Genomic DNA, 13,732 nt, shown 5'->3' on the forward strand with positions numbered 1-13,732 from the left:
GGCATCTAACCATCGACGCCCCCACAAGGCGACGCGTCCACCCTGTTTCCCACAAATGCCACACGTGTACCGCGCCACTGTTTCGAACATCTGTCTTAGAGTGCTGGACGTGACGGCTGCACTCGCGCGCTTCTCCTTCCTACCGTCCCGCCGCGCCGAATCGCTCACCCACGTCGAGCACGTGCCGCCCCGTCCCGGGTCCACCGCCCCGTGGCCCGACTGGGCGCCACCTGCGCTGCGCGCCGCCCTCGCCGCCCGCGGCGTCGCCCTCCCGTGGACCCACCAGGCCGTCGCCGCCAAGTCGGCGTGGTCCGGCACCCACACCGTCATCGCCACCGGCACCGGGTCGGGCAAGTCCCTCGCGTACCAACTGCCGGCCCTCGCCGCCCTGCTCACCGACGTCAAGGCGACGGTGCTGTATCTTTCCCCGACCAAGGCCCTGGCCGCCGACCAGCTCCGCTCGCTGCAGGCTCTCGACCTGCCCGGCGTCCGCCCCGCCACGTACGACGGCGACACCTCCCGGGAGGAACGCGACTGGGCCCGCCAGCACGCCCGCGTCATCCTCACCAACCCCGACATGCTGCACCACGGCATCCTGCCCAACCACGCCTCGTGGGCCCGCTTCCTGCGCGGCCTGCGCTTCGTGGTCGTCGACGAGTGCCACACGTACCGCGGCGTGTTCGGCTCCCACGTCGCCCACGTCCTGCGCCGGCTACGGCGGGTCACGGCACGCTACACGCCACGGGGCGCCGCCGGCCCGTGCTTCGTGCTGGCGTCGGCAACGTCAGGAGATCCGGCGGGCTCGGGGTCGCGGCTGGTGGGGGTGCCGATGACGGCGGTGACGGAGGACACGTCGCCGCGGGGCGGGGTCACGTTCGCACTGTGGGAGCCGCCCCTGCTGCCCGCTACGCCTGATCTCAGCTCCCCGCCCTTCGAGGCCGGCTCTGTTCTTCCGCCACACACCACCCTTCCGGCCGGCACGACTCTTCCAGCTGGCACGACTCTTCCAGCTGGCACGACTCTTCCAGCTGGCACGACTCTTCCGGACGCAGGCGCACCTCTCTCGGGCGCGGGCGAGCACCCTGCGGCCCCGCGTCCCTTGAGCGCGCATCTCTCGGACACGAGCGCACATGCCGTGCAGGCGGGCCCCTATCCCGCGGGCGCCTTCGCGGTCCGGGACGCAGAGCCGGTGCGGCGATCGGCGTTGCGGGAGACCGCCGACCTGCTCACCGAGGCGGTCCTCGCTGGCGTACGCACCCTCGCCTTCGTCCGCTCCCGCAAAGGCGCCGAGGTGGTCGCCAGCACGGCCCGCCGCTCGCTCAACTCGGCCGTGCCGGGCCTCGGCGAGCGGGTGGCCGCGTACCGGGCCGGCTACCTCCGCGAAGAGCGCCGCGCCCTCGAACGCGACCTCATGGACGGCACCCTGCTCGGCCTCGCCTCCACCAACGCCCTCGAGCTCGGCGTCGACCTCGTCGGCCTCGACGCGGTCCTCATCTCAGGCTATCCAGGCACCCTCGCTTCCCTGTGGCAGCAGGCCGGCCGCGCGGGCCGGGCCGGCCGCGACGCGCTGTGCGTGCTGGTCGCCCGGGACGACCCGCTCGACACGTACCTCGTGCACCACCCAGAGGCCCTGTTCGGCAAGCCTGTCGAAGCGACCGTCCTCGACCCAGGCAATCCGCACGTCCTGGCACCGCAGCTGTGCTGCGCCGCCGCCGAGCTGCCGCTCACCCAGGCCGACCTGCCGCTGTTCGGCCCGACCGCCGAGGCCACCCTGGACGCCCTCGTCGCCGCGGGGATGCTGCGCAGGCGGCCCAGCGGCTGGTACTGGACCGAACGCCACCGCCCCGACGTCGACCTCCGCGGCGCGGGCGGCGGCCCGGTCGCCGTGGTGGAGGAGTCCACCGGCCGGCTCCTCGGCACCGTCGACACCGGCTCCGCGCATCACCAGGTTCACACCGGCGCGGTCCACCTGCACCAGGGCACCGCGTATGTGGTCGACAAGCTCGACCTGGCCGACTCCGTCGCCCTCGTGCACGCCGAGGAGCCCGACTGGAGCACCCATCCCCGTGACGTCACCTCCCTGACCGTCCTGTCGGTCCGCCGGACCCGCACCGCGGGCCCGGTCACGCTCTCGCTCGGGGAGGTCGAGGTGACCTCCCAGGTCGTCAGCTACCAGCGCCGCCGCATCTCCAGCGGCGAGGTCATCGACACCTGCCAGCTCGACCTCCCCGAACGCATCCTCAAAACCGTCGCCGTCTGGTGGACCGTCACCCCCGAGGCCCTCGACGAGGCCGGCATCCCCGCGGTCGACTGGCCCGGCGCCCTGCACGCCGCGGAGCACGCGTCGATCGGCCTGCTGCCGCTCGTCGCCACCTGCGACCGCTGGGACATCGGCGGCCTGTCCACCGCCCTGCACGCCGACACCGCCCTGCCGACCGTCTTCGTCTACGACGGCCACCCCGGCGGCGCCGGCTTCGCCGAACGGGCCTTCGACGTCGCCACCGACTGGCTCGGCGCGACCCGCACCGTCGTCGCCGAATGCCGCTGCGAGCAGGGCTGCCCGTCGTGCGTGCAGTCCCCGAAGTGCGGCAACGGCAACAACCCCCTCAACAAACACGACGCCGTCCAGGTCCTCTCCCTCGTCCTGTCCTCGCTGCACTCCTCCCCACACGCCGACGAGTCCACGGACGCCTCCGACCAGCACGCAAGCTCTCCCGACCAGCACGCGGGCTCCCCCGACGAGCAGCCGGGCCGTTTCGACCAGGGGACGAACGCTTCCGACCAGGCCGGTCTGGCGCGCGTGCCCCAGCAGGCCGAAGGTTCGCTGGTGTCCTGAGCCGCCGATCCGTCGGCTTTGCCAAGCTGTCCGGCTGCCACCGATCTTCCGGCGTGCCCGAGCCGTCCGGCAGCCGCCGACCCTGCGGCTCGCGCCAGCCCTCCGGCAGCTGCCGATCCTCCGGCCCGCCCGAGCCGTCCGACCTACCCGCCGGGCGGGTCGGACGTGTCGCTGACGACGCCCGCCCGGGCGCTCGCCCTGCCCGCGGGCACGGCGTCCGACAGGCGGACCTCGACCGTCACGCGAACCTCAAGGCCGTCCACCGAGCAGCTGACCAGCCTGGCGCCGTTCGCCGTCACCAGCCGGCCGGCGACAGCGCACGCCTCGGCCGGGCCGTCGACCGACCACACGGCGCCGGCGAGGGCGCCCGCGTCGGCCGCGTTCTGCGCCCGGTGCCGCGCGACGCGTGCGCCGCTCAGACCGATCCCGACGACGAGCGCCCCGACGAACACGAACCCGATCACCACCATCAGCAGCGAGATCGACCCCCTGTCCCGAACCACCGCCGGGGTGGCGAGCCGGTCCGGAACCACCACCGGAGCGGCGAGCCGGTCCGAGATCACCACCGCATCGGTGATGCCGTCCCCGCCTCTGGTACGCCGGTCCTGGGCCCGGCAGTCGCGGCCGGTCATGGGGTCTCGCTCTCGGGTTCGGCCAGGGCAACCGCTTCCTCCCGCAACGTGATCGACGGCAGCGGGCCGAGGCTGACAGGCTGGCGGACGGTCACGCGGACGAGGTCGCCGTCGCGCTGGACCGAGATCGTGGCGCCCGGCGGCATGGCGCTGCGGCTGGTGGACTCCGGCTCGCCGCGGGCCGCCGCCCGTGCCGCCAGACCTGCCGCGTCGGTCAGGCGCACCTTGGCCGCTGAGGCGCTCCATCCGGCGAAGAAGATCAGCAGCAGGACGACGACTCCAGGAAGTGCCACGGCGAACTCGACCGTCGCCGACCCGCGGTCGTCGGCGCGGCCGGTGCCGGACATCCATCTCCGCCAGCGCCACGGACCCCCACGCCGAGCGCCACGATCCCGGTCGTTCTTCACGTCAGTGCCCCGCCGACCAGCCGGAACATGGAGTTGTACAGGGCGTCCGACGTGACGATCCTCAGCAGCACGGCGGCGAGCGCCACCCCGACGCCGATGACGAGGACATATTCGATGCTGTGCGACCCACGGTCTTCCCTGCGGAGGGCACGGAAGCGGGCGCGGAGGTTGGGCACTGGTACTCCTTCACGGTGACACCGATCGACGAAACGAAATGCATTCACAGGACCCGCAACACGTCGCGGATGACGGCGGCGACCACCGGCACGACGCCGATCAGCACGAACGCGGGCAGAAAGCAGACCCCCAGCGGCAGCACCACCAGCACGCCGACCCGGCGCGCCGAGGCCTCGCCGGCTGCCACCTTCGCGACCCGCAGGTCGGCGGCCTGCCGCTCGAGGGCCACGGTCAGCGCCGTGCCCCGGTCGGCGCTGCGGGCGGCGACCCGGGAAAGCCGCCGCCCGCCGGGCAGGTCGGCCAGGTGCGCCCAGGCATCCCGCGGCGACGCACCAAGCCGCAGTGCCCGTCCGACGAGCGTCAACCTGGCCCCGACCGGCCCGCCGACCGCCTCCCCGACCACGATCGCCGCGCGGTCGGGTGGCGCGCCGGTCCTCAACGCGGCGGCGAGCAGGTCCGTCGCGAACGGCAGGTCGCCCTGGGCCCTGGCCCGCTCCTGCCGGACCCGCGGTGACTCGACCCGCCGTAGCGCCCGCTCCGCCACGCCCGCCGTGACGGATCCGGCCACGATGCCCGCGATCCCGCCCAGCAGCAGCCCGACGGCGAGACCGCAGCAGGTCGCGTACAGCCACCGCCTCCGCCGGCTCATCACCGCACCCCCGCGGCGACGGAGCGGACCATCCGCCCGGTCCACAGCAGCCCGGCGCACTGCAGCGCGACGGCCGTGACCGCGCACGCCGCGCCGAGCGGGGTGTGCAGCAGCTGGCCGACGGGGTCGACCCCGATGCCGGCACCGAGCCACAACCCGGCCGCGGGTAGCCCGACCAGCAGCGCCGTCGTGGTCTGCGCGCCGGAGGTCTGCGCGGCGAGGTTGAGCCGCAGCGCCTGCCCGGCCCGCAGATCCGCGTCGACCTGGTCGAGCAGGTCGGCGAGCGGCGTGCCGAGCGCCTCGCTGACCCGGTGCGCGGCCTCGAGCCGGGCGAGGGCCACCAGGACGGCCGCGTCGTCTCGCCGGCGGCTCCGGCCACCGCGCGGCGGCCCTGCTGATCCGGCGTGATCCGCGGCCGCACGATCCCCGGCCGTCGCGCGGTGGCCGCGCTCGTCGGCCGCCTCCCAGATCCGCCGGACGGTCGCGCCGAGACCGGCGTGGCCACCGAAGGAGCGAGCCGGGACCGGGGCGGCATGGTCACCGCGCGGGCGGGCCGCGGTCGCGGCGTCACCGCGCGGGCGGGTCGAAGCCGCGGCGTCGCCGAACGGGCGAGCCGTGGTCGCATAGTCACCGGGCGGTCGAGCCTGGGCGGCGGCTTCGCCAGGTAGGCGGGACGCGGCGGCGTAGACCTCCACGTCGGCCCCACCCGGATACGGCGCGGCGGTCGCGAACGGCACCACGCCCGCGCGCAGGTCGGCGGCGGCGTCCTCGATCGCGTCGAGCAGCTCGCCGATCGCTCGGTCCGCGGAGCGGCGCGTGAGCTGGGCGCGGACGCCGGTCAGGCCGAGCGTCGCATACACCGTGGCCAGCACGGCGGCGACCGGCCCACCGGCCAGCAGGCCGACGCCACCCGCGACCGCGCCGCCAGCGGTGACGGCGACGCCGGGCCGGTCGACGAGCACGCCCGCGAGCCGGTCCGCCTTCGGCCATCGGCGCCGCATGCCGGTGCTCCTGCGGTGCCGGGAGAGCCGGTCGAGCCGCTTGCGGGCCCGGCGGCGGCGGAGCAGCAGCAGGCCGAAGCCCAGGATCATCGCCCCGCCCGCGGCGAGGGCCACGTCGATCGCGTTCATTGCCAGCCCTTCCCTGCCACGTATCGCCACGGACCCGACGGGCGCGGTGGTGTGACACCCCGGTCGGCGATCAACATCTCCAGCTGCTCGGCCGCCGGGGCCCGGCTGTTGCCGCGCCGCCAGGCGGTGAGCACGACCGTGGTGCGCTGCTCCGGGTGCGCGTCCAGGACGCAGATCTCGCTGAGCAGCCGGGTGCCGTCGGGGGCACGCTGCAGGTGCACGACCACCCGCAGCGCGGCGTGCGCCAGTGCGTGCAGCGCCGCCCTCGGCACGCCACCGAGCAGTCCGAGCGCCTCCAATCTCGCCGGTACGTCAGCCGGCGAGTTGGCATGCAGGGTGGCGGCGCCGCCCTCGTGGCCGGTGTTGAGGGCGCCGAGCAGGTCGACGATCTCGGCGCCGCGGCACTCGCCGACGACGAGCCGGTCAGGCCGCATCCGCAACGCCTGGCGGACCAGGTCGCGAAGAGTGATCTCGCCGGCGCCCTCCACGTTGGACGTCCGCGACTGCATCGACACCACGTGCGGGTGCGTCAGCCGCAGCTCGGCGGCGTCCTCCACGACGACGATCCGCTCGGCGGGCGGCGTCAGCGACAGCAGCGCCGCCAGCACGGTGGTCTTGCCGGTGCCGGTCCCGCCGGTCACCAGGAACGGAATCCGTGCCGCGATGATCGACGCGAGCAGCCGCGCCGCGCCTGGGTCGAACGTGCCGCACGCGATGAGCTCGTCGACGGTGAACGTCTGCCGCCGAAACGTCCGCAGCGACAAATACGGCCCGTCGCGCCCGATCGGTGGCAGCACGGCGTGCAGCCGGGTGCCGTCGGGCAGCTGCGCGTCGACGAACGGTGATGCGTCGTCGAGCCGGCGCCCGGCGCTGGCGGCCAGTCGCTGGGCGAGCCGGCGCACCTCGGCCGGGTCGCCGAACCGCCCGGTGGCCCGCCGCAGGCCGCCGCCGCGGTCGACCCACACCTCGACGCCGTTGACCAGCACGTCGGTGACGGCCGGGTCGGCGAGCAGCGGGGCGAGCCCGCCGGCGCCGATCATCTCGCCGATGAGCCGGTCGGCGACCTGCCGCAGCGTGCTCTCGCCCAGCAGCGCGGCGCCCGGCTCGGCGCGCACCGCCGACAGCACCGCCGCTGGGGTCGGCTCGACGCTGTCGACCGTCATCCGCAGCCGGACCCGCTCGACGAACTCGTCCAGCGGCAGCGTGACAGGCCCCGCCACGACGCCGTTGCGTCCCTCGATCACCAACGTGCTCACGCCACCACCTCCGCTGCGCTCCGGCGCCTGCCTGAGCTCCACCCTGAGCCGCTGACTCGCAGCCCTCCGCTCCGCTCCGGGCTACTCATGCCGCCACCTCGCCGGTCAGACCGAGGTCGCCGATGATGCGGCGGCACAGCTGGGCGAGCGGGCCGCGGCCGTTGCCGGCCGGTGGGCTGCCCTGCTCGAGGCGCCGGGGCAGGTCGGGCTCGGCGCGCAGCGTCCCGGCGACGGGCAGGCCCAGCGACCGGGCGATCTGCCTGGTGCGCAGCCGGCCCGGCGCGGGGCCGCGGACGACCAGCCGCAGCTCGTCGGTGTGCGGTGTGACGGTCGCCGCGACCCGTGCGGCCGCGACGCAGGCGCGCAGCTCGGCGGGCACGACCAGCAGCACCCGGTCGGCGGCGCGCAGGGCGAGGACGGCCGCGTCGTCCAGCGATCGGGGCAGGTCGGTGACGACGAGGTCACGGCCGCGGCTGCCGGCGTCGAGGGCGGCGGCCATCGCGTCCTGGGACAGGCCGCCGGGCTGGCCGCGGTCGCAGGACAGCACGGCAACGTCGCCGCGGCTCGGCAGCGCGGACACGAGCGCGGGCGGGTCGACGGTGCCGCTCGTCGCGGCGAGCGCCGGCCAGCGCAGGCCGGCGACGTCCTCCCAGCCGAGGATCAGGTCGGCGCCGCCGCCGAGCGGGTCGGCGTCGACGAGCAGTGAGCGCAGGCCGACGTTGCCCGCGGTGATCGCCAGCCCGGCGGCCAGGACGCTCGCGCCGGCGCCGCCGCGGCCGCCGAGGACCGCGAGGATCCTGCCGCGGGCGGCGACGGTGACCGCATGCCGTTGTGCCACCGTGGCGAGGCGGTCCATGAGCCAGCCGGCACCGTCGGGGAAACGGACGATCTGCTCGGCGCCGACCGCGTCGGCGAGGGCTGTCACACGGTCCATGTGCTGGTCGCGGGTGAGCAGCACGACCCCTCGCCGGCGGGGCAGCCGGGCCCGGGCGCAGGCCTGCGCCGCGGCGTCGCCGATGAGGACGATCGGCGCGTCGGGATATCGGGCCCGGGCCGGCTCAGGGCCCGATTCGACGTCGACGTCGAGCGGGACCCCGGCGGCGAGGTTGAGCACGTCGTCAAGCAGGTCGAGGTCGTCGGTGACGAGCAGCGGTCGATGTCGGGCCACGGCATGCTCCACGGTCTAGACGGGCTGGTGGACTGCGCACACCATGGCGCCCGCACCGGTGCCCCGGCTCGCCCGTCGACTCGTTTCTGTGGATAACCCGCCGCTTGTGGATAACCTGCGCGCCTGCAGTCGATCTGCTATGCCAGCCCAGACAAATCGGGCGGAAACCCGGCGTTCGGCTCGCTGGCCGTACCGGTGAAAAAATCAAGGCGCCAGAGGGAACAGTGCTGAAACGCTCAACAAAGCATCCAGCGTCAATGCTTCATAACCCGACCATGCGTCGGTCACCTGGCAGAACGCCACATGGCTACGCCATACAAAGGGGACGACCCCCGCCGGGGGGTGACGGGGGTCGCCGGGGGTTCGGCTCCGGGGGGGTCGAGCCGAACCCACTCAGCGGCTACGGGGGGTGCAACCGCTGAGAGTCGAATAACGGGTCGCTGTCGTCTGGACGTGAAACCTCGTCGCAAACATAAGCATGCCTGAGTGGACCGCCATACGTCGAGTAGGACTGGCCCGCAACACGCCCAGAACGCCAATCAATATTTCACGCTGTGGTAATCAAGCGTGATCAACCCCACGCCGAGCGTGACCCGCAGACGGCGGCGGCAAGTCCGGGCCCCACGCCATGTCCGGCAACGCTACACTTGCCCGCCGTGGGGCGTAGCGCCGCGTTTTTCGACCTGGACAAAACGGTGATCGCCAAGTCAAGCGCCTTGGCCTTCGGTCGGCCGTTCTATCGCGATGGGCTGATCAGCCGTCGCGACGTGATCAAGGGTGCCTACGCGCAGCTGCTCTTCCGCGTCGGCGGCGGCTCCGACGAGCAGACCATGGCGAAGACCCGCGACTACCTCGCGGCCCTGGTCAAGGGCTGGCGCGCCGAGCAGGTGCGGCAGATCGTGCGCGAGACGCTCGAGGAGCTGATCAGCCCGTACATCTACGCGGAGGCCGTGCTGCTCATCGACGAGCACCGCGCCGCCGGCCGCGACGTGGTCCTGGTCTCGACCTCCGGCGACGAGATGGTGCGGCCGATCGGCGAGCAGCTCGGCATCACCGACATCATCGCGACCCGCATGGCGGTCGGCGAGGACGGCTGTTACACCGGTGAGGTCGACTTCTATGCCGCCGGACCCAACAAGGTCATCGCCGTCAAGGAGCTCGCCGCTGAGCGCGACTATGACCTTTCCGCATGTTTCGCCTATTCGGACTCGGTGACCGACGCGGGGCTGCTGAGTCTCGTCGGACATCCGACGGCCGTCAATCCCGATCGCGGACTGCGCAAGATCGCAGTGGAGCGCGCCTGGCCGATGCTCGCGTTCCGCCATCCGATCCCGCTCGCCCGCCGCCTGCGGGAGCGCCCGGCGGTGCCGGTGACGGCCGCCGCGATCGGAGTCGGCGTCGGGCTGGCGATCGCGTTCGCCCTGTACAGCAAGCACCGCCGGACCAAGGCGTCGATCACCGCGGCATGAGCACACCAGCACCACCCGTCACATTCTGCGGTCGGGGGGTTCCGCTCATGGAGGTCTCGGCGTAGAACAGAAGTGCGGGGTCCGTTATGGATCTCGTGCACGGCCACCGGGCACCCACGAGCGATCAGCCGCGGTAGGCGCGTTGCGGCGGCTCTGCAAGGACCGCCGACAACGGACTTGAAGTGCACGCATGGTAACCCGGTAGGACGTGTGTGACGGCGCCTCTGGATGAGGCGCCGTTCACTGTGCGTAGGCCGCGCTCTCGCAGATGTCGACCAGCTCCTGCGCCGCGCGCTCGGCCGCGCTCGCATAGTGGCGCAGCCAGGACCGCAGACCGTCGGGCGTGCCGGTCGCAAAGGCGTTGGCCGCACCGACATACTCGGGCTCACGGCTGCGGTGCCCGACGTCCATCGCCAGCAGGCCGCGAGGGTCCAACCCGCCTCCGATCAGCGTCAACCGCGCGGCTGCCCGCGCCACCACTCCGTTGGGCCCCTCAAAAGCTTTCAGTGCCAGAAGCTCCCCGTGTACGACTGCCGCCTGCACCAACACGGGAACCTTCGTGCCGCCCGTGACAAGCGCCGACAGCGCCTCCAGCCGCGGCGCGCTCTCCGGCTGCACGGGACGCCCGAGCCAGGCCTCCGGCACGACGTCGCGGGCGATCAAGGTGTGCAGCTTCGCCAGCACCTGCCGCGGCGCTTTTGTCCAGGTGCTGGTCAGGCCGTCGAGGGCCGCCGTGGCTCGCAGCGCCCCCTGGACGACCGGATCGGTCACGACCCCGGCCCGGACCCCTTCCAGGTCGAACCCGTGCGTGTCGAGCGCCGCGCTGGCGACCGACGAGCGCAGCGCCACCTCGGCGGCGACGGGCCCGCCGGAGCGGCGCAGGGCGCGGTGGCGCATGGCCGCGTCGACGGCGGCACGCGCTGCGTCGAAGGCGGGCCGGACGTCGGCGAGATCAAGCAGCGGAGCGAGTGGGTCAACCTGCACGGGCAAACGGTATCGTGCCACTACTGGTAACAATGCTTACAGAAGAGCCCGGCGCTCCACAGGCGCCACTCAGCGCAGGAGACTCGCAAACTGTCACACCCCCCAACTAGCCTGCTTGCGAGAGCTGGACCACCTCGAGGAGCCATCACCGATGAGCGAGACCTTGGAAAACCTTCTTAACGAGACCCGGCAGTTCCCCCCGCCTGCCGAGCTCGCCGCCGCCGCCAATGTGACAGAGGGTGCCTATGCCGAGGCCAGGCAGGACCGGCTCGCGTTCTGGGAGCGACAGGCCCGCCGGTTGAGCTGGGCCAAGGACTGGGACCAGGTGCTTGACTGGACCAACCCGCCGTTTGCGAAGTGGTTCGTCGGCGGGCAGCTCAACGTGGCGTACAACTGCCTCGACCGGCACATCGAGGCCGGCCGCGGTGACAAGGTCGCCATCCACTGGGAGGGCGAGCCGGGCGACACCCGCACCATCACCTATGCCGACCTGCACCGCTCGGTGTGCCAGGCCGCCAACGCGCTCACCGGCCTGGGCGTCACCGCCGGCGACCGGGTCGCGATCTACATGCCGATGATCCCCGAGGCGGCCGTCGCCATGCTCGCCTGTGCGCGCATCGGCGCGACCCACAGCGTGGTCTTCGGCGGATTCTCCGCCGACGCGCTCAGCGGGCGCGTCGACGACGCCAGCGCCAAGGTCGTCATCACCGCCGACGGCGGCTTCCGCCGCGGCAAGCCCAGTGGCCTCAAGGCGATCGTCGACGAGGCGGCGGCCAGGTCGTCCAGCATCGAGAAGGTCATCGTCGTGCGCCGCACCGGTCAGGACATCGACTGGGACGACAAGCGCGACCTGTGGTGGCACGAGGTCGTGGAGACCGCGTCCCCCGAGCACACGGCACAGCCGTTCGACAGCGAGCACCCGCTGTTCATCCTGTACACGTCCGGCACCACCGCCAAGCCCAAGGGCATCCTGCACACCACCGGCGGTTACCTGACCCAGGCGAGCTACACGCACCACGCGGTGTTCGACCTGAAGCCCGACAGCGACGTCTACTGGTGCACCGCCGACATCGGCTGGGTGACCGGGCACAGCTACATCGTCTACGGCCCGCTGTCCAACGGCGCCACCCAGGTCATGTACGAGGGCACCCCAGACACCCCGCACCGCGGCCGTTTCTGGGAGCTCATCCAGAAGTACAAGATCACGATTCTGTACACGGCGCCGACCGCGATCCGAACCTTCATGAAGTGGGGCGACGACATCCCCGCCGGCTTCGACCTCTCGTCGCTGCGCCTGCTGGGCTCGGTCGGCGAGCCGATCAACCCCGAAGCCTGGATGTGGTATCGCGAGCACATCGGCGGCGAGCGCTGCCCAATCGTGGACACCTGGTGGCAGACCGAGACCGGCGCCATCATGATCTCCCCGCTGCCGGGCGTCACCGCCAGCAAGCCGGGCAGCGCCATGCGGCCACTGCCGGGCATCTCGGCCGATGTCGTCGACGACCAGGCCCAGTCCGTGCCCAACGGCGGCGGTGGCTACCTGGTCCTGCGCGAGCCGTGGCCGTCGATGCTGCGCACCATCTGGGGCGACGACGAGCGGTTCAAGGAGACGTACTGGTCGCGCTTCCAGGACATGTACTTCGCCGGCGACGGCGCCAAGAAGGACGCCGACGGCGACCTGTGGCTCCTGGGCCGCGTCGATGACGTCATGCTCGTCTCGGGGCACAACATCTCCACCACCGAGGTCGAGTCCGCCCTCGTCAGCCACCCGAAGGTCGCCGAGGCCGCCGTGGTCGGTGCCACCGACCCGACGACGGGGCAGGCGATCGTCGCGTTCACCATCCCGCGCGGCGGCGTCGAGACCGACGGCGAGGCCGGCGAGGCGCTCATCCAGGAGCTGCGCAACCACGTCGCCAAGACCCTCGGGCCGATCGCGAAGCCCCGCCAGATCATGCTCGTCCCCGAGCTCCCGAAGACCCGCTCCGGCAAGATCATGCGCCGCCTGCTGCGCGACGTCGCCGAGAACCGCAGCCTCGGCGACGTGACCACGTTGCAGGACTCGACCGTCATGGACCTGATCTCGTCCGGCCTGCAGTCGGGCAAGTCGGAGGACTGACGGCTCTGGGTTAGTCGCCCCGGGCCAGCGGCGTTGCATCGCTGGCCTCGGGCGGACCGTTCGCGCGCCGACGGCCCGGGAGTCTTTCGCGGGCGGCCCGAGGCGGGCCTTTCGCGGGCCGCCCAGGGTGGGCTTTCGCGGGCCGCCCAGGGTGGGCTTTCGCGGGCCGCCCAGGGTGGGCCACTCAGGGTATACCTTCCGTGGGCCGCCCTGGGCGGCCCGATGGACTGCGGCAAGTCGACCCTGGCGCTGGTGTTTCGTGGGCCCGGTCCGGGGGTCTGTTTCGTGGGCAGCCAGCGGCACGGCGTGTCTGGCGGCACGGCGAGCCTCCGCCGGCCTGGGGAGCGAGAGCTTCGTCCTGCTCTCTGCTCGCGTCGCCGGCCTCGGAAGGCAGCTCGGCATGCCTGGCGGCGCCGAGCGGGGCGGCGCCTACCCCGGCCGGTGCACGGTCAGCTGCTGCCGGTGGCGCCAGTTGGCCGACGGGATGCCGGGCCGGATGGGGGCTGCCAGATGCCGGGGGCGGATGGGGCTTCGGGGGATGCCGGGGCGGATGCGGCGCACATGCCCGGGCAGGTGCCGCGCCGCCGCTGAACCCCCGCCGCGGCTGGCCCCCGCCGCCCGCTGGACCCCCGCCGCCCACTGGACCCGCGCCGCGGCTGGGCTCTGCCGCCCGCTGGCTCGCCGCGCCACCGCCGGACAGTCGCGCCCGCCGCACGGCCGCTTGCCCCCACCGCGACGTAGACCCCGCCGCCATCGGACCGCCGCACCGCCACTTTGACCCCCGCCGCCATCGGACCGCCGCACCGCCTTTTGGCCCCCGCCGCCACTTTGACCCTGGCCGCCGCCGGATCGCCGCGCCGCCATCGGACCGCCGCGCCGCCGCCTGGCCCCTCTGCCATCACTTGGAC

At 73.1% G+C, this 13,732-nt stretch carries 11 protein-coding genes; 3 read left to right on the plus strand and 8 right to left on the minus strand.

Translation table 11 applies throughout. The features are described from left to right. Positions 1 to 109: 109 nt before the first annotated feature. Complete coding sequence (locus AB0H83_RS18550) at positions 110 to 2,836, plus strand: DEAD/DEAH box helicase (protein WP_360094839.1); 2,727 nt, start codon at positions 110 to 112, stop codon at positions 2,834 to 2,836. A gap of 143 nt (positions 2,837 to 2,979) precedes the next feature. Here AB0H83_RS18550 and AB0H83_RS18555 read toward each other — a convergent pair whose 3' ends face one another. The 7 genes from AB0H83_RS18555 to ssd form a co-directional block, all read right to left on the minus strand. Then, a complete protein-coding gene (locus AB0H83_RS18555; RefSeq protein WP_360094842.1) occupies positions 2,980 to 3,468 on the minus strand; it encodes an Rv3654c family TadE-like protein in 489 nt (162 codons plus the stop codon). Next, positions 3,465 to 3,815 carry a TadE family type IV pilus minor pilin gene (locus tag AB0H83_RS18560; RefSeq protein WP_360094845.1) on the minus strand — a complete coding sequence of 117 codons (351 nt, stop codon included), beginning with the start codon at positions 3,813 to 3,815 and terminating at the stop codon, positions 3,465 to 3,467. The genes AB0H83_RS18555 and AB0H83_RS18560 overlap by 4 nt, the downstream gene beginning before the upstream one ends. A gap of 56 nt (positions 3,816 to 3,871) precedes the next feature. Further along, a complete protein-coding gene (locus AB0H83_RS18565; protein WP_360094848.1) occupies positions 3,872 to 4,051 on the minus strand; it encodes a DUF4244 domain-containing protein in 180 nt (59 codons plus the stop codon). Positions 4,052 to 4,095: 44 nt separating this feature from the next. Continuing rightward, positions 4,096 to 4,701, minus strand: coding sequence for a type II secretion system F family protein (locus AB0H83_RS18570; protein ID WP_360094851.1), 606 nt, complete (start codon positions 4,699 to 4,701; stop codon positions 4,096 to 4,098). Then, positions 4,701 to 5,831: a hypothetical protein gene (locus AB0H83_RS18575; protein ID WP_360094854.1), complete on the minus strand. Its 1,131-nt coding sequence runs from the start codon at positions 5,829 to 5,831 to the stop codon at positions 4,701 to 4,703. Before AB0H83_RS18575 ends, AB0H83_RS18570 begins: the two co-directional genes overlap by 1 nt. Continuing rightward, on the minus strand, positions 5,828 to 7,027 hold the full coding sequence (locus AB0H83_RS18580) for a TadA family conjugal transfer-associated ATPase (RefSeq protein ID WP_360095165.1): 1,200 nt from the start codon (positions 7,025 to 7,027) through the stop codon (positions 5,828 to 5,830). Before AB0H83_RS18580 ends, AB0H83_RS18575 begins: the two co-directional genes overlap by 4 nt. A gap of 145 nt (positions 7,028 to 7,172) precedes the next feature. Beyond that, on the minus strand, positions 7,173 to 8,255 hold the full coding sequence (gene ssd, locus AB0H83_RS18585; protein ID WP_360094857.1) for a septum site-determining protein Ssd: 1,083 nt from the start codon (positions 8,253 to 8,255) through the stop codon (positions 7,173 to 7,175). Positions 8,256 to 8,911: 656 nt separating this feature from the next. Here ssd and AB0H83_RS18590 point away from each other — a divergent pair. Beyond that, a complete protein-coding gene (locus AB0H83_RS18590) occupies positions 8,912 to 9,724 on the plus strand; it encodes an HAD-IB family hydrolase (RefSeq protein ID WP_360094860.1) in 813 nt (270 codons plus the stop codon). 240 nt (positions 9,725 to 9,964) lie between these two features. Here the strand turns inward: AB0H83_RS18590 and AB0H83_RS18595 are convergent, their stop codons facing one another. After that, positions 9,965 to 10,708, minus strand: coding sequence for an oxidoreductase (locus AB0H83_RS18595; protein WP_360095168.1), 744 nt, complete (start codon positions 10,706 to 10,708; stop codon positions 9,965 to 9,967). A gap of 151 nt (positions 10,709 to 10,859) precedes the next feature. Between AB0H83_RS18595 and acs the strand changes: the two genes are divergently transcribed. Then, entirely contained in the window at positions 10,860 to 12,824 is a 1,965-nt protein-coding gene (acs, locus tag AB0H83_RS18600; RefSeq protein ID WP_360094863.1) for an acetate--CoA ligase, read from the plus strand. Positions 12,825 to 13,732 lie beyond the last annotated feature (908 nt).

The organism is Dactylosporangium sp. NPDC050688 (assembly GCF_040654515.1).
In the GTDB taxonomy this organism is placed as follows: domain Bacteria; phylum Actinomycetota; class Actinomycetes; order Mycobacteriales; family Micromonosporaceae; genus Dactylosporangium.

What these genes read in the sequence shown, in the direction of transcription:
- AB0H83_RS18575 (WP_360094854.1), bottom strand. Translation starts at nt 5,831, where the DNA reads ATGAACGCGATCGACGTGGCCCTCGCCGCGGGCGGGGCGATGATCCTG.
- AB0H83_RS18560 (WP_360094845.1), bottom strand. Translation starts at nt 3,815, where the DNA reads ATGTCCGGCACCGGCCGCGCCGACGACCGCGGGTCGGCGACGGTCGAG.
- acs (WP_360094863.1), top strand. Translation starts at nt 10,860, where the DNA reads ATGAGCGAGACCTTGGAAAACCTTCTTAACGAGACCCGGCAGTTCCCC.
- AB0H83_RS18570 (WP_360094851.1), bottom strand. Translation starts at nt 4,701, where the DNA reads ATGAGCCGGCGGAGGCGGTGGCTGTACGCGACCTGCTGCGGTCTCGCC.
- AB0H83_RS18555 (WP_360094842.1), bottom strand. Translation starts at nt 3,468, where the DNA reads ATGACCGGCCGCGACTGCCGGGCCCAGGACCGGCGTACCAGAGGCGGG.